This window comes from Mesorhizobium sp. BR-1-1-10, from assembly GCF_020165595.1.
In the GTDB taxonomy this organism is placed as follows: domain Bacteria; phylum Pseudomonadota; class Alphaproteobacteria; order Rhizobiales; family Rhizobiaceae; genus Mesorhizobium; species Mesorhizobium australicum.
This window is the reverse complement of record NZ_JAIUIL010000004.1, coordinates 223703-237741: the sequence shown is the minus strand read 5'-3', so window position 1 is coordinate 237741 and position 14039 is coordinate 223703. Positions and strand designations below refer to the sequence as shown.

The 14039-nt window shown below is 63.8% G+C and carries 17 protein-coding genes; 8 read left to right on the top strand and 9 right to left on the bottom strand.

The window, feature by feature from the left end; translation table 11 throughout:
- Positions 1-60: 60 nt before the first annotated feature.
- The 4 genes from LB555_RS09970 to LB555_RS09955 all read right to left on the bottom strand — a co-directional run bounded on the left by LB555_RS09970 (position 61) and on the right by LB555_RS09955 (position 1910).
- Positions 61-552 (bottom strand): SRPBCC domain-containing protein, encoded by a 492-nt coding sequence (locus LB555_RS09970; RefSeq protein WP_224592008.1) that lies wholly within the window; start codon positions 550-552, stop codon positions 61-63.
- A 41-nt stretch (positions 553-593) separates the two neighbouring features.
- Positions 594-1040 (bottom strand): SRPBCC family protein, encoded by a 447-nt coding sequence (locus LB555_RS09965; RefSeq protein ID WP_140660427.1) that lies wholly within the window; start codon positions 1038-1040, stop codon positions 594-596.
- The gene (locus LB555_RS09960) at positions 1040-1357 is read right to left on the bottom strand and encodes an ArsR/SmtB family transcription factor (protein WP_015314978.1); all 318 of its coding nucleotides are present in this window, start codon (positions 1355-1357) and stop codon (positions 1040-1042) included. The genes LB555_RS09965 and LB555_RS09960 overlap by 1 nt, the downstream gene beginning before the upstream one ends.
- An 82-nt stretch (positions 1358-1439) precedes the next feature.
- Positions 1440-1910: a GNAT family N-acetyltransferase gene (locus tag LB555_RS09955; RefSeq protein ID WP_224682797.1), complete on the bottom strand. Its 471-nt coding sequence runs from the start codon at positions 1908-1910 to the stop codon at positions 1440-1442.
- Between the two features lie 154 nt (positions 1911-2064).
- Here LB555_RS09955 and leuD point away from each other — a divergent pair, with 154 nt between their 5' ends.
- The 6 genes from leuD to leuB all read left to right on the top strand — a co-directional run bounded on the left by leuD (position 2065) and on the right by leuB (position 6980).
- Complete coding sequence (gene leuD / locus LB555_RS09950; RefSeq protein ID WP_224682796.1) at positions 2065-2670, top strand: 3-isopropylmalate dehydratase small subunit; 606 nt, start codon at positions 2065-2067, stop codon at positions 2668-2670.
- 51 nt (positions 2671-2721) lie between these two features.
- On the top strand, positions 2722-3657 hold the full coding sequence (locus LB555_RS09945) for a hypothetical protein (RefSeq protein ID WP_224682795.1): 936 nt from the start codon (positions 2722-2724) through the stop codon (positions 3655-3657).
- 159 nt (positions 3658-3816) lie between these two features.
- Positions 3817-4821: a L,D-transpeptidase gene (locus LB555_RS09940; RefSeq protein WP_015314974.1), complete on the top strand. Its 1005-nt coding sequence runs from the start codon at positions 3817-3819 to the stop codon at positions 4819-4821.
- A 124-nt stretch (positions 4822-4945) separates the two neighbouring features.
- The gene (locus LB555_RS09935; protein ID WP_140712221.1) at positions 4946-5329 is read left to right on the top strand and encodes a RidA family protein; all 384 of its coding nucleotides are present in this window, start codon (positions 4946-4948) and stop codon (positions 5327-5329) included.
- 13 nt (positions 5330-5342) lie between these two features.
- Positions 5343-5693, top strand: a complete 351-nt coding sequence (locus LB555_RS09930) for a VOC family protein (RefSeq protein WP_140874527.1) — start codon at positions 5343-5345, stop codon at positions 5691-5693.
- A 183-nt stretch (positions 5694-5876) separates the two neighbouring features.
- Positions 5877-6980, top strand: a complete 1104-nt coding sequence (leuB, locus tag LB555_RS09925) for a 3-isopropylmalate dehydrogenase (protein WP_015314971.1) — start codon at positions 5877-5879, stop codon at positions 6978-6980.
- On the opposite strand, the gene LB555_RS09920 is transcribed toward leuB, so the two are convergent.
- The 4 genes from LB555_RS09920 to LB555_RS09905 all read right to left on the bottom strand — a co-directional run bounded on the left by LB555_RS09920 (position 6981) and on the right by LB555_RS09905 (position 10801).
- On the bottom strand, positions 6981-7430 hold the full coding sequence (locus tag LB555_RS09920; protein WP_015314970.1) for a MarR family winged helix-turn-helix transcriptional regulator: 450 nt from the start codon (positions 7428-7430) through the stop codon (positions 6981-6983).
- The gene (locus tag LB555_RS09915; protein ID WP_015314969.1) at positions 7423-7851 is read right to left on the bottom strand and encodes a polyketide cyclase; all 429 of its coding nucleotides are present in this window, start codon (positions 7849-7851) and stop codon (positions 7423-7425) included. Before LB555_RS09915 ends, LB555_RS09920 begins: the two co-directional genes overlap by 8 nt.
- A 135-nt stretch (positions 7852-7986) precedes the next feature.
- A complete protein-coding gene (locus LB555_RS09910; protein ID WP_224682794.1) occupies positions 7987-8718 on the bottom strand; it encodes a DUF805 domain-containing protein in 732 nt (243 codons plus the stop codon).
- A 214-nt stretch (positions 8719-8932) separates the two neighbouring features.
- Entirely contained in the window at positions 8933-10801 is a 1869-nt protein-coding gene (locus LB555_RS09905; protein ID WP_141906792.1) for a DEAD/DEAH box helicase, read from the bottom strand.
- A gap of 458 nt (positions 10802-11259) precedes the next feature.
- Here LB555_RS09905 and LB555_RS09900 point away from each other — a divergent pair, with 458 nt between their 5' ends.
- Positions 11260-12294: an aspartate-semialdehyde dehydrogenase gene (locus LB555_RS09900; protein ID WP_015314966.1), complete on the top strand. Its 1035-nt coding sequence runs from the start codon at positions 11260-11262 to the stop codon at positions 12292-12294.
- Between the two features lie 214 nt (positions 12295-12508).
- Here the strand turns inward: LB555_RS09900 and LB555_RS09895 are convergent, their stop codons facing one another.
- The gene (locus tag LB555_RS09895) at positions 12509-12916 is read right to left on the bottom strand and encodes an ACT domain-containing protein (RefSeq protein WP_140712215.1); all 408 of its coding nucleotides are present in this window, start codon (positions 12914-12916) and stop codon (positions 12509-12511) included.
- A 174-nt stretch (positions 12917-13090) separates the two neighbouring features.
- Between LB555_RS09895 and LB555_RS09890 the strand changes: the two genes are divergently transcribed.
- Positions 13091-13996, top strand: a complete 906-nt coding sequence (locus LB555_RS09890) for a bestrophin family protein (protein WP_140712213.1) — start codon at positions 13091-13093, stop codon at positions 13994-13996.
- The last annotated feature ends 43 nt before the right edge of the window (positions 13997-14039 follow it).

The window sequence follows — 14039 nt, the reverse complement described above, 5'->3', positions numbered from 1 at the left end:
ATGTGGACCAGAAGAGGCATGGGTCAAGGCGTGCGGAGGGTGCGTGACGACGCTCGCCGATCAGGCCGCGGCCAGCCTACCAGCCTCGACATGCGCCTGCAGCCAGGCCAGCACCCGGGCCCAGTCCTCGGCATGTTCAGCCGCCGCCTCTTGCCGCCCGCCAAAGCCGCCATGGCAGATGGTGACGCGCGTGCCGTCGGCGATAGGCTCCAGCAGCCAGGCGACCCTGGTTTGTCGCCGGCCAAGCGTGGGATGGTCCCAGCCATGGGCCCACGTCTGCACGATCCGGCGCGGTGTTTCGATTTCGAGGAATTCGCCGCCGGCCGGCAGGTCCCTACCGCCGGCCGTGCGCACGACAACAGTCCAGCGGCCGCCGACGCGAAGGTCGGCCGACCAGTCGGCCATCCGGTAGGTATCGGCTGACCCCCACCATTGCTCGGCTTCCTTGCCGACCAGCGCCCCGAAGACGCGTTCGGGAGGCGCGCCGATCTCGGCCGATGCCATGATCGTCTCGCCATTGGTCATGCTCCGCACCCTGAGAGCGTGCATCATCGATGCCTCCACGTGAAATTTGTTCCGCTAGCGAAACGAGTTCAAGCTTTCGATGGCGGACGCTCGAATCCCTTGCCGGTCTCGAGCAGACTCTTCAGGCTGGCCAGCACCAGCGGCCAGCCCTTGGCGACATTGCCGATCAGCCTGTGCGGGCCGTCCGCCTCATGGGTGACGGCAAGTTTCATCAGCTCGCCGTCGGGCTCGATGGTGAAGGTGCAGCGCGTGTAGCCGTCTTGCCTGATCTCGGGCATCCATTCATTGCGCCATTTGATGACCAGGCGTCGTGGCGGGTCGATCTCGAGAATCTCGCCACTGTCGGCGACACGGCCGTCCGGGAAGATCAGCTTCCAGCTGGAGCCCACTTTCCAATCGCTCTCCTGATAGGAGCAGAGGAAAAACTGCCGGTTGAACTCCGGGTCGGTCAACGCCTCCCAGAGTTTCTCCGGCGTGGTGCGGATATAGGTCACGTAAACGAAGCTGTTGCTCATCAGTCTTCCCTTTCGAGGCGTTTCTTCAGATCACTCAATGCATCAAGCCGGTGGCGCTCGAATTTGCCGATCCAGCGTTCGGCGATCTCATTGATCGGAACCGGGTTGAGGTAGTGCTCCTTCTCTCGGCCCCGGCGGATGGTGGTGACGAGGTTCGCCTCTTCCAGGATCGCCAGGTGCTTGGTCACCGCCTGGCGGGTCATGGCCATCTCCGCGCACAGCGCATTGAGCGTCTGTCCGTTCCTGGCATGGAGGCTGTCCAGCAATTGCCGGCGTGTCGGGTCGGCCAGGGCGCGAAAGACGGCATCCATGCTCATGGCTTTAATATGCAACCATTTGGTTGCATGTCAAGCGACAAGGTCGCTCACCGTTGACGATGGATGGATCACAGAAGAAAAGTCAGCGCTTGCGGGAGATCCAGAAGGCGTCGGGCACGCGCTTCATGCCGATGCGTTCATAGAATCTGACAGCGTCCGGCATGGAAATCAGGCTGATGGCGACCGACGGTCCGAGCTGCCGGGCCACCTCGTCCATCAGTCCCTTGCCGATGCCCAGGCCTTGCGCCTTGGCCGAGACGGCAAGATCGCTGATGTAGCAGACCCAGGAAAAGTCGGTCAGGCAGCGGGCAACGCCAATCAACGGCCTGCCTCTCATGTCGAAACCGGCCATGTCGAGACCGGCCCTGTCGAGACGGGCCATGTCTAGACGGGCGGTCACGATCAGGTTGGCGCCCTCCAGCATCGCCTTCAGCCTTGCCTCGTCATCGACGGGCCGGACTTCGCCGAGACCGGATTCCACCAGCACGCGGCGGAATTCGGGAATGCCGAGCGCCAGTTCGCGCGCATAGAGAACGTGGGAGTTTTCCACCATTGGACCAGACTGCACCATCGGGCGGTGAATTCGAAGCTGTTTTGCGCAGCGCCCTTGTGCCGGCGCGCACGAACAGTTGCCTTTTATTTGCCCGCGGCTTTGTGTAAACCGAGCCTCAGCAAGTCCCCCCGCAACGAAAACACGGGCCAAAGCCATGGAAAAATTCACCAAGCTCACCGGCGTCGCCGCTCCCCTGCCGATCGTCAATGTCGACACCGACATGATCATCCCGAAGGATTATCTCAAGACGATCAAGCGCACAGGGCTTGGCACCGGCCTGTTCGCCGAGATGCGCTACAAGGACGACGGCTCCGAAAATCCGGATTTCGTGCTCAACAAGCCGGCTTACCGCAAGGCGCAGATCCTGGTTGCCGGTGACAATTTCGGCTGCGGCTCGAGCAGGGAACACGCGCCATGGGCGCTGCTCGATTTCGGCATACGCTGCGTCATCTCGACCTCGTTCGCCGACATTTTCTACAACAACTGCTTCAAGAACGGCGTGCTGCCGATCACCGTCAGCCCAGAGGACCTGGAGAAGCTGATGGACGACGCATCGCGCGGCTCCAACGCCACCCTGTCGGTCGATCTCGAAGCCAAGGAAATCCGTGGCCCGGACGGCGGCGTGGTCACCTTCGACCTCGACGACTTCAAGCGGCACTGCCTGCTCAATGGGCTCGACGATATCGGCCTGACCATGGAAAAGGCAGGCGCCATCGCCTCGTTCGAGAAGAAGAACGCCGAACTGCGCCCCTGGGCCTGAGCGGCCGCCAAGACCGGGTCCTTTCCGGGCCGGGTCGAGGGAGGGACAGTCATGAGACATCAGCTTCTTGCCGGCTTTTGCGGGCTGGCCTTGTTGCTGACGCCCGCCGCGAGCGGGCTCGCGCAGACCCAGACGCTCGCCGCGCAGAGGGCGCCGGCGGTGGAAAAGCCGGACCCCGATCAGGATGCGGGAGCCAACGCCGCCGACGACGACGACGACGACAAACAGGCGCCGGTGCCGTTCGAAGGCGGCCACCTCACCATCACGCAGCCGGAGCAGGACGGCGAGAAGGTGCTTGCTTATGACGGTAAGCAGCTGGCCAGCAATTACGATCTCTTCTTCGACAAGATTGTGGAGGTTGGCGGCATCAAGGTGGCCTTGTTCGATGTTGGCGATGGCGGCAATCAATGCGGCCCGGCGACGGTGATCGTCTGGAAGCCGGAAGGCGGCGCCATCCAGAGCACCAAGGTCGAGCAGGACGAGTGCGGAGCGCCGCCCGCGGGAGTGTCCGACAACGCCATCTATTTCGTGCCCTATCTCCTGCCGGGGGACCAGAAGCCGGCGCTGCAGTGGTCGCCGACGGATGGGCTGACGATTTCGGGCAATCTCACCTACATGCCCGAACCCGGCACCGACTGGAAAGACATCGATCCGGAAAAGTACCAGAACATCATCGACGCCTTCCACAATGAGGCTGTCTACAAGGAAGCCGAAAAGCTGCTCGGCAAGGACATGCCCGATATGGCGACCAGCCTGCTGGTCGGCGGCGGCACGGAAAAGACCGCGTCCGGCGCCTTCTTCGCCAGCGGCTGCGTGCCGCATGATTGCGGCGGCAATGACGGCTTCATGGCCGTCGACCCGGCCAAGCACCAGCTCTATTTCGCCCGCCGCGGCGACAATGGCCAACCGAACGCCTGGCCGGCGCTGGCGACATGGCCGGCCGATGTGAAGGAAGCGCTGGACAAGGCGCTGGGGTCGGCGAACTAGCCAGGGCATTTCCGGCGAAAGGGCGGCGCCTCCAGGGCTTTGCCCCTTTGTTTCGCGCAGGACCGCGTCAACCGCGATATTCGCTGGGACAAATGGAACCAGATCGGCCGCGCGGCGTCATAGAAGCAGTTTCGCGCGGCAGTGCCTGGAGTAACATCAATGGTCAGGCTCGTTCTTCTGGCGCTTGTTCTGTTCGCCCTCGCGGCTGGCGCCACAGAGGCGGCAAAGCTGGACGCAGCCGCCGTCAACAACGCCCAATTCACCGACGCCGCAACGAAGGGCGTCGACACGAGCGTGTTGAAGGCACAGGTCCTTCTGGATCGCGCGCGCTTCTCGCCTGGCCTGATTGACGGCCGCCAGGCGGAGAACTTCACCAAGGCGGTCCGGGCATTTCAGGCGGCCAACGCCCTGCCCGCCGATGGCAAGCTCAACCGGGAGACCTGGGACAAGCTGGTCGCAACCTCAACAGGCGCGGTTCTTGTGAACTACGAGCTGACGCGCAAGGACGTGCGTGGACCGTTTACCAAGCGCATTCCGGCCAGTATGGAAAGAATGGCTCGCCTGCGCAGGCTCGGCTACCGCAGTTCGCTGGAACGGATCGCGGAGCACTTCCACATCAGCGAACAATTGCTGCGCAGGCTCAACCCGGGCATCAGCTTCAGGAAGGCGGGCGCAAAGGTGCTGGTGCCGGCTATCGACCGAGGCGATCCGCCCTCAGCCATTGTCAGCGTCGAGGTCGACAAGGCCGCGCGCCAGGTTCGCGTTCTCGACAATTCCGGCAAAGTGGTTTCGGTCTACCCCGCCTCGATTGGAAGCGAAGAGAAGCCGGCGCCGAGCGGCGAGGCACAAGTCGTACGCGTGGTCCACAATCCCACCTATCACTACGATCCCCGCTTCGCGTTCAAGGGCGTGAAGACCAAACGACCCTTCACCATCGCTGCCGGACCAAACAATCCTGTCGGATCGATCTGGATCGATCTGTCCATTGAAAGTTACGGCATTCACGGCACGCCCGAACCAGGCAAGATCGGGAAGACCTTTTCGCATGGCTGCATCAGACTGACCAATTGGGATGCCGAAGACCTCGCCCTTGAGGTGCACAAAGGCACAAAGGTTGTCTTCACTGGAGAAACGGCTGAATCGGCCGAGGGCCAACCCGGCTGAGGCATCGCGGGAAGAGGGCTGGCCCGTCGGGACCATAGATTCTGCACCGCCGATCCATCCGCATTGGCCCATGGCAGGATCGGTTTTTCCCCGCAGACTAGCTGCAACAATGCGAGGCTCCCCCATGCGCAAGCTCATCTCAACCGGCTCGCCGTTCGAAAAGACCGCCGGCTATTCACGCGCCGTGGTGCAGGGCGACTGGTGCTTCGTGTCCGGGACGACCGGCTACGACTACGCCACCATGACGATGCCGGACAGTGTCGAGGCGCAGACGCGCAATTGCCTGGCGACGATCGGCAAGGCGTTGCAGGACGGCGGCTTCGAGATATCCGACGTGGTGCGCGCGCACTACTACATCACCGACCAGGCCTTCGTGGATGTTGTCTTCCCGATCCTTGGCGAGACATTCGGCGACATCAGGCCTGCGGCGACGATGATCGTCTGCCAGCTCAACAAGCCGGAAATGAAGATCGAGATCGAGGTGACGGCGCTGCGGCGTACCGTGTGAGGAGACTTCCGCCATGAAGGTCCGGCGTATCGTGGCCAATATCGAAACGCCGGACGTGGCCGCGGCGAACCGTTTCTACCACGACGTGCTTGGCCTCGACATCCTGATGGATCAGGGCTGGATCGTAACCTACGGTTCCGAGGACATGATGCAGCTGCAGGTCAGCTTCATGACGCAAGGCGGGTCCGGTACGCCGGTGCCGGATCTGTCGATCGAGGTGGACGATGTCGATGCGGCATTCGAAGCCATGAAGGGCGCCGGCTTCGCCGTCGAATACGGACCCGCCGATGAACCCTGGGGCGTGCGGCGCTTCTATGTGCGCGATCCGCTGGGCCGGCTGGTCAACATTCTCTCGCACCGGTGAGCGCATCTTCCGTGGCCACTAACTTCGACATGCCGGCGGGACAGCGGCGACAGGTCCTTCGTCCTCCCCTTGCGCTGCAACCGCTTGGCGTTTAGCAAGGCCGCGTCGCACAGCGCCGCGCGCCTCTTTGGCGCGCGAAGGACGCCGTGCAAACCGAAACGCATTCTTCTAGGACGGCTCACCATGGCAACGAAGCATCTTTTCCTGCTCCCCGGCGACGGCATCGGCCCCGAGGCGATGGCCGAGGTCAAGAAGCTGATCTCGGCCATGAACGCAAAGCTCGGCAGTGGCTTCGTCACCGACGAGGGCCTGGTTGGCGGCTGCGCCTTCGATGCGCACGGTGCGGCGATTTCCGATGCCGACATGGAAAAGGCGATGGCTGCGGACGCGGTGCTGTTCGGCGCCGTCGGCGGACCGAAATGGGATGCCGTGCCTTACGAGGTGCGCCCCGAAGCCGGCCTGCTGCGCCTGCGCAAGGACATGGAGCTGTTCGCCAATCTCAGGCCCGCCATCTGCTATCCGGCGCTGGCCGCATCGTCCTCGCTGAAGCAGGAAGTCGTCGAAGGCCTCGACATCCTCATCGTGCGTGAGCTGACCGGCGGCGTCTATTTCGGCGAGCCCAAGCAGATCATCGATCTCGGCAACGGCCAGAAGCGCGGCATCGACACCCAGGTCTACGACACGTTCGAGATCGAGCGCATTTCGGGCGTCGCTTTCGAGCTCGCGCGGACCCGCAAGAACCATGTCACCTCGATGGAAAAGCGCAACGTCATGAAGTCGGGCGTGCTGTGGAACGAGGTCGTCACCCAGACCCACAAGGCACGCTATTCCGACGTCAAGCTCGACCACATGCTGGCCGATGCCGGCGGCATGCAGCTGGTGCGCTGGCCAAAGCAGTTCGACGTCATCGTCACCGACAATCTGTTCGGCGACATGCTGTCCGACATCGCCGCCATGCTGACCGGCTCGATCGGCATGCTGCCGTCGGCCTCGCTCGGCGCGCCTGACGCCAAGACCAAGAAGCGCAAGGCGCTGTACGAGCCGGTGCACGGTTCGGCACCCGACATTGCCGGCAAGGGCATCGCCAACCCGATCGCCATGATCGCCTCCTTCGCCATGTGCCTGCGCTATTCCTTCGGCATGGTCGACGAAGCCGACAAGCTTGAAGGCGCTATCGCCGCCGTGCTCGACCAGGGCCTGCGCACCAAGGATATTTTCTCACCCGGCATGACCGAGGTCGGCACGGTCGAAATGGGCGACGCGATCATCGCCAAGTTCCTGGGATAATCAGCGGATCTCGCCGGCAAGCTGCCGCAGCAGACCGACGAGCCGCGCCTCGTCCACCGGCTCGAAAAACGCTGAGTCGGCGGCCTCGACGGCGACGATCGCTTGCTGGGCGGCCGCCGCCCCGGCGGCGGTGACGCGGATCACCTTGGCCCGGGAGTCCCGGGAATCGGCTTCGCGTGCGATCAAACCCTTGGCCTCCAGCCGGGCGACGACGTCAGAGGTCATCTTCACCTCCGTGCCGGCCTGGGCGGCGAGCTGCACCTGGTTGGGCGGTTCGCCATTGCGGCCAAGCCACATCGCCGAGGCGAGCAGCACGAACTGGACATGCGTCAGGTCGAGCGGCGCCAGCGCCGCTGTCATGACGCGCTGCCAGCGCATGGTGGTTCGCCAGAGCAGTAAGCCGGGGCTCTCCGACGGCCCGCCCTTGAAGCGCGTGTCGAGTTCAGCCATGGTTCGCCAACGCCTCCGCCTGCTCGAACAACTTGGCCATCGACACGTCGAAATCGCCACTGATCTGGGGCCCGAGTTCCGGGCCGACCTCGGCGGCCGAAGGACCTGAGATATCGAGCCGGTGCGTCACCTGCGTGCCGCCTTCGACAGGCACCAGAGTGTGCCGGAACAGCAGCTTGGTGTCGCCGAACGAAGTTTCATCGGCATAGGTCACGTTTTCGACGAGATCGACGATGGTCGATTCGAACGTGTCCTGACCGACCGGCGTCACCGAGACGCGGGTGCCCTTGGCGAATGGCCCATGCAGCACGAAGGTATCGGAGCCTTCATAAGTCAGGCGGCCTTCATGCAAGGCCTTGAGCGCGTTCCAGATGGCTTGCGCAGGAAGGGGGGAAGTCGCGGTGTATTCATTGGTCCACATCGTCTTGCTCCATTCACCTATTTAATCTGCACACAGACTATCTGTGCGCGGATTAAATAGCAAGCGGAATCTTCGTCTGTGACGAAGATCGGCTGAACCGTCGTTTTTGGAGTGACCTTTCTCGGGAACTGACCGCTAAACCCTGACTCCAGCAGGCACTGGTCCCCACTGGTTTTCACGCGCCTGGGTCGGGATCAGCGCGAAGACCAGGATGATCAGGCTGCCGATGCTGGGGATCAGGATCACCAGATAGAGCCAGCCCGACAGGCCGATATCGTGCAGCCGGCGCACGGTCATGCCGAGGCCGGGCAGGAGCGTCGCCAAGAGGAAGGTGCCGCAGAGGCCGACCGTCACCGCCGCCGAGACATCTGTGTCGAAATTGCCCATTTCGATATCGGTGAAGATGCCGATGCCGCCGACGATCAGCAGGCAGACCACCCAAAACAGGCAATAGCCCCAATATTCCTTGCGGCGGGCGCGGCCGGCGAAGTTGAAGTAGTTCTGCGTCAGTCCACGCCAGAAATAGCCCCAGAGATCACTGGGTTCGGCGGTTGCGCTCTCGCTGGATCGGCCGAAATGCTGCGCCTGCGGTGCGCGGGCTGTGGATGCGGTGCCGGCTTGGGCCGGTGCCGCATCTATGCCTGCGCCAACCGTCGAGTTCACGGCCGGGCCTGCGGTGGTTTGGCCAGCGATCGAAAAGACGTCGCGCGCCTGGCCGCCGCCCGGCTGGAACTCGACCGCCGTCCCGTTGGGCATGGCGGTTTGCCGACGCAGGTTCTCGCGGGTGAAAGTGTAGCTGCTGCCGTCGGCTCCGGTGATGAAGCCGAAGCCCTGGTCCTGGTCATAGTGAAGCACTTCGCCGCGCATCCGCCCGCCCCCTTATAGCCTGCTCCCTGCCAAAGATGTGGCACAGGCCCAAGCCCATGGGCAAGCCGCCCATAGCTATGACAGCCAAGCGTTCCGATGCCTGCCGCGCGTCCCTGGCCGGGCACATCGCCGGACAGCTCCGGCCGACACTGGCGTCGGCAAGCTGGGCGGCCATCAGGGCCGGCCTGAAGCAGAGCGCGGCCAGTCTGGATTCCTACGAAGGCCGCTTCTTCGTCTTCTTGTTTTTTGGCGGACCGGCGTTGTCGAATTTCGGCTTGCCCGGCTTCTTCGCCCACGGCTTTGCCTCATGCGTGGTGGCCGGACGCTGGTCGACTGAAGCCGGTGCGCGCTTCTCGAACTTGCGCTTCGGCGCGTTCGGGTCGAACGGCGCCTTGCCGCGATGCGGCTTCTTGTCCGGGCTCGGCGGCTGATAGCCGGCCCGCGACAGGTCCGGCGTGCCGTCCAGCCGTTTGACCACGATGTTCCCCTGCAATTTGCGGTCGGGTCCGATCGCGGCGAGAAAACGCTCCGCCCAGTCGGCCGCGATCTGCACGAACGTCTCTTCCGGCTGCATCTTGATGGCGCCGATCTCGCGCTTGGAAATGCTGCCGGCACGGCACAGCATCGGGATCAGCCAGCGCGGCTCGGCATTCTGGCGGCGCCCCACCGACAGCGAGAACCAGACGCTGGCGCCGAAATCGTCGCGGCGGCTCGGCGCCTCGTCGCGAGGGCTGAATTTTTCGCCCGCCGCTCTTTCACGCGATGGCGTGAAAGGCGCGACGTCCATGAGATCCTCGGGCGCCGAGCGGCTGGCGCGGCACTGGCGCACGAAAGCGGCCGCCACCTGTTCGGCGCCGTGCCGGCTAAGAAGCGCGTCGATGAATGCACGCTCGTCATCCTTGACCGGTTCGTCGAAAGCCGGGTCGGCAAGAATGCGCTCGTCGTCGCGCCGCATCACGTCGTCGGCCGAGGGCGGGCTCGCCCAGGTCGCCGTCAGCTTGGCGCTTTGCAGCAGCCGCTCGGTGCGCCTGCGGGCGCTGTTGGGCACGATCAGCGCGCTGACGCCCTTGCGCCCGGCACGTCCCGTGCGGCCGCTGCGGTGCAGCAGCGTTTCGGGATTGGTCGGCAGGTCGGCATGGATCACCAGCTCGAGATTGGGCAGGTCGATGCCGCGCGCCGCGACGTCGGTGGCGATGCAGACTTTCGCACGGCCGTCGCGCATCGCCTGCAGCGCGTGGCTGCGTTCGTTCTGGCTGAGCTCACCCGAAAGCGCGACGACGGAAAAATTGCGGTTGTTGAAGCGTGCCGTCAGATGATTGACGGCGGCGCGCGTGTTGCAGAACACCAGCGCGTTCTTGGCCTCATAGAAGCGCAGCACGTTGATGATGGCGTTCTCGCGGTCGGCCTGGGCGACATTCAGCGCCCGATACTCGATGTCGAGATGCTGCTTTTCCTCGCCGGCGGCCGAGATGCGCACGGCATCGCGCTGATACCCCTGGGCGAGCGTGGCGATGGAGCGCGGCACGGTGGCCGAGAACATCAGCGTCCGGCGCTCGGCCGGTGCGGCATCGAGGATGAATTCGAGGTCCTCGCGAAAGCCCAGATCGAGCATCTCGTCGGCCTCGTCGAGAACCACGGCCTTGAGCGTCGACATGTCGAGCGAATGCCGCGTGATGTGGTCGCGCAGCCGGCCGGGCGTGCCGACGACGATATGGGCGCCGCGCTCCAGCGCGCGCCGTTCGGTGCGCATATCCATGCCGCCGACGCAGGACGCCACCGTGGCGCCGGTTGGCTCATAGAGCCATTCGAGCTCGCGCGTCACCTGCAGCGCCAGTTCGCGTGTCGGCGCCACCGCCAATGCCAGCGGCGCCGCTGCCGGGCCGAAACGTTCCGCGCCGTCGAGCAGCGTCGGCGCCATGGCAAGGCCGAAGGCGACGGTCTTGCCCGAGCCGGTCTGCGCCGACACCAGCGCGTCGGCCTGGCCGAGCTCCAGCACCGCCTTCTGCACCGGTGTCAGGTCGGAATAACCGCGTTTTTCCAGCGCTTGTGCCAGCGCGGGAACAATACCATCGAAGTTGGACATCTCGTTCTTTCGGAATTCAGGGTTCTGCGCTCATCATGGAGCACATGCCGGGGGGCTGGCGACGCCAGCCAAACAATCTTGGCCGTTCGTACTTCCTGCCGCCCTTCTTGTACAGGGTGCCGTGAAGGCTATGCGGCGTACCGCCAATTGACTCCTGCCGCAAACCGCGTAAAAGCCCGCTTCGAACGGGATCGTTTTTCGATGCGCGGCCTTTTGATGGCTCTTCTTGCATTCGATGCCCCCAGCCTCAATGCGAACCATTGGGCCGGGCGCGTCGCTGCGTCGCCTCGTCCCGGCAAAACCCCATTCTTGGCCAAGAAAACCACCAAAACCACCAACAAAACGGTGTGATTCCCTTGGCCTAACCACCCTCTCCCGGGTCCGGCCCGGGGGACGGAACCCGCACTTGGCCGGCGGGTTTTCTCCAAAAACCAAGCGGAGAGGGACAGGAGATTTTTATGAGTTTCAAGGTTGCGATAGTCGGCGCCACGGGCAATGTGGGCCGGGAAATGCTCAACATCCTGGAAGAGCGCGGCTTTCCAGTGAGCGAAGTCGTGGCGCTCGCCTCGCGGCGCAGCATGGGCACGGAAGTGTCGTTCGGCGACCGCACGCTGAAGGTCAGGCCGCTCGACCAGTATGATTTTTCCGACACTGACATCTGCATCATGTCGGCCGGCGGCAATGTCTCCAAGGAATGGTCGCCGAAGATCGGCAAGCAGGGCTGCGTCGTCATCGATAATTCGTCGGCCTTCCGTTACGACCAGGACGTGCCGCTGATCGTGCCCGAGGTTAACCCGGACGCGATCTCGCTGTTCACACGCAAGAACATCATCGCCAACCCGAATTGCTCGACGGCGCAGCTCGTCGTGGCGCTGAAGCCGCTGCATGATTTCGCCACCATCAAGCGCGTCGTCGTCGCCACCTACCAGTCGGTATCCGGCGCCGGCAAGGAAGGCATGGACGAGCTGTTCACGCAGACGCGCGCGGTGTTCGTCGCCGACAGCGTCGACGTCAAGAAGTTCACCAAGCGCATCGCCTTCAACGTCATCCCGCATATCGACGTCTTCCTCGATGACGGTTTTACCAAGGAAGAATGGAAGATGGTCGCCGAGACCAAGAAGATGCTCGATCCCAAGATCAAGCTGACGGCGACCTGCGTGCGCGTGCCGGTGTTCATCGGCCATTCGGAAGCGGTCAACATCGAGTTCGAGAAGCCGATCACCGCCGATGAGGCGCGGGAGATTCTCCGGGACGCCCCGGGCTGCCAGGTCTTGGACAAGCGCGAGGATGGCGGCTACATCACGCCGCTGGAATCGGCCGGCGAGGACGCCACCTTCATCTCGCGCATCCGCGAGGATTCGACCATCGACAACGGCCTGTCGATGTGGATCGTCTCCGACAATCTGCGCAAGGGCGCGGCGCTGAACGCCGTGCAGATCGCCGAGCTCCTGGTCGAGCGCGGCCTTATCCAGCCGAAGAAGAAGGCGGCATAATCCCGCTCACGGGCCGCACCGCCGCTGCCGCGGCTGGCCCTCCGCGAGGGCGCCGGACGACCGGCGGCCCGCTGTCGCGGGCCCGGCCTCCGGCCGTTAGCCCTCTTCTCCCCGTCACTATACGGGGAGAAGGTCCCGGCAGGGGGATGAGGGGCGGCGCTGGCCTGTCCATTTTGGCGCTGCGACTCATGAGATTAGCCGCTTTGCGCCGATTTCAACTCGCACTATCCACACTCAGTTCGCGCAGCATCGCCATCGCCTCCTCCGCCCGCCCAGCCGGCACGAACAGATGGTCGTGGTAAAAACCCGAGACCGGATTGACGCCCATGCCGGCGGCGGCTAGGCGCGCGGTGATGGCGGCAAGGAAGCCGACGGCTTCCAGCGATGAGTGGACGTTCAGCGTGATCATCCGGCAGCGGAACGAGGCGGTCAGCTCAGTGCTCCGGGCGGCTTCCTCCGTCACGATCAGCGTCGTGCCTTCGCGCTCCCGAAACGCCATGACCGGTTCGAGGCCTTCGGGCTGTGGAACGCCAGGCGCCAGCGTGGCGAAGACATAGATGCCATCGCGCAGTTCCGGCATCATCGACGCCAACAGAGTGCTCAGATCGGTCTCGCCCGTCATTTTTTTCCTCGCCTGCATCGGGACGGCAGCAGCTTCTCAATATCCGCAAACAGCACACACCGGTAGTCGACACACGGACGACATGGCAATGTCGCTGGCGGCCGGGCTTGCATGGCCGCCGCATCGCACAATACAGGAGCTGAGGGCCGACGCTCGCCCGTGAAAGGCTCCCGAATGATCGTTCGTCCGCGCCCCACCTTCCTGCAGCTGTTCTTCATCATGCGTGGTTCGGTGGTGCCACGCATCCTGCCGCAGATTTTCGGCTTCGCGATCTATTCGGTGGTCATCCTCGTCGTGGCGCGCCGGTTCCAGCTCGATCTCGGCGTCTTCAACATCACGCCTTTCGGACTGGTGGGCGTGACCTTGTCGATCTATCTGTCGTTTCGCAACAACGCCGCCTATGATCGCTGGTGGGAGGCGCGCAAACTGTGGGGCGCGCTGGTCTTCGAAATCCGCAATCTGGCCCGCGCCACGACAAGCCTCATTCCCGATCGGGCCGAGCAGCGCGCCCTGCTGATGGAAGCGCTGGCCTTCTGTCATTTTCTGCGCGGCCAGTTGCGCAAGATCGACAGCGTCAAGGAGGTCCATGCCTTCATCGAGGCTGAAGCCGGGACGGCCGCTAGTTTCGCCAATCCGGCGGACGAGATGGTCAGGCGCATGGGCCGCCGTGCCAATGCGCAGCGCCGGGCTGGCGACCTCGACACGATCGGTTTCCGCATTCTGGATGAGAGGCTGGCGTCAATCACCGCCATCCAGGCCGGCTGCGAGCGGATCGCCGGCACGCCCTTGCCCTTCGCCTACACGCTGCTGGTGCACCGCACGGCCTACATCGTGTGCCTGCTGCTGCCGATTGGCCTGATCTCGACCACCGGTTGGGCAACGCCATTGTTCACGGCGCTGATCGCCTACACCTTCTTCGGCCTCGACGCGCTTTCGGAAGAGCTTGAGGATCCGTTTGGCACCGAAGCCAACGACCTCGCGCTCGACGGCCTGTGCCGGGTCTGCGAAATCTCGGTGTTCGAGGCCTTGGGCGAGACGCCACCAAAGATGCTGTCGGCCGAAAAGTTCTATCTTTCGTAACGCCGCACCGTCAAAAATCCGAACATTTGTCGGATCGACGCCT

What these genes read in the sequence shown, in the direction of transcription:
- LB555_RS09895 (WP_140712215.1), bottom strand. Translation starts at nt 12,916, where the DNA reads ATGACGGGCGAGACCGATCTGAGCACTCTGTTGGCGTCGATGATGCCG.
- LB555_RS09970 (WP_224592008.1), bottom strand. Translation starts at nt 552, where the DNA reads ATGATGCACGCTCTCAGGGTGCGGAGCATGACCAATGGCGAGACGATC.
- leuB (WP_015314971.1), top strand. Translation starts at nt 5,877, where the DNA reads ATGGCAACGAAGCATCTTTTCCTGCTCCCCGGCGACGGCATCGGCCCC.
- LB555_RS09905 (WP_141906792.1), bottom strand. Translation starts at nt 10,801, where the DNA reads ATGTCCAACTTCGATGGTATTGTTCCCGCGCTGGCACAAGCGCTGGAA.
- LB555_RS09965 (WP_140660427.1), bottom strand. Translation starts at nt 1,040, where the DNA reads ATGAGCAACAGCTTCGTTTACGTGACCTATATCCGCACCACGCCGGAG.
- LB555_RS09920 (WP_015314970.1), bottom strand. Translation starts at nt 7,430, where the DNA reads ATGGCTGAACTCGACACGCGCTTCAAGGGCGGGCCGTCGGAGAGCCCC.
- LB555_RS09890 (WP_140712213.1), top strand. Translation starts at nt 13,091, where the DNA reads ATGATCGTTCGTCCGCGCCCCACCTTCCTGCAGCTGTTCTTCATCATG.
- LB555_RS09935 (WP_140712221.1), top strand. Translation starts at nt 4,946, where the DNA reads ATGCGCAAGCTCATCTCAACCGGCTCGCCGTTCGAAAAGACCGCCGGC.
- LB555_RS09955 (WP_224682797.1), bottom strand. Translation starts at nt 1,910, where the DNA reads ATGGTGGAAAACTCCCACGTTCTCTATGCGCGCGAACTGGCGCTCGGC.
- LB555_RS09930 (WP_140874527.1), top strand. Translation starts at nt 5,343, where the DNA reads ATGAAGGTCCGGCGTATCGTGGCCAATATCGAAACGCCGGACGTGGCC.
- LB555_RS09910 (WP_224682794.1), bottom strand. Translation starts at nt 8,718, where the DNA reads ATGCGCGGCGAAGTGCTTCACTATGACCAGGACCAGGGCTTCGGCTTC.
- LB555_RS09900 (WP_015314966.1), top strand. Translation starts at nt 11,260, where the DNA reads ATGAGTTTCAAGGTTGCGATAGTCGGCGCCACGGGCAATGTGGGCCGG.
- LB555_RS09915 (WP_015314969.1), bottom strand. Translation starts at nt 7,851, where the DNA reads ATGTGGACCAATGAATACACCGCGACTTCCCCCCTTCCTGCGCAAGCC.
- LB555_RS09945 (WP_224682795.1), top strand. Translation starts at nt 2,722, where the DNA reads ATGAGACATCAGCTTCTTGCCGGCTTTTGCGGGCTGGCCTTGTTGCTG.
- leuD (WP_224682796.1), top strand. Translation starts at nt 2,065, where the DNA reads ATGGAAAAATTCACCAAGCTCACCGGCGTCGCCGCTCCCCTGCCGATC.
- LB555_RS09940 (WP_015314974.1), top strand. Translation starts at nt 3,817, where the DNA reads ATGGTCAGGCTCGTTCTTCTGGCGCTTGTTCTGTTCGCCCTCGCGGCT.
- LB555_RS09960 (WP_015314978.1), bottom strand. Translation starts at nt 1,357, where the DNA reads ATGAGCATGGATGCCGTCTTTCGCGCCCTGGCCGACCCGACACGCCGG.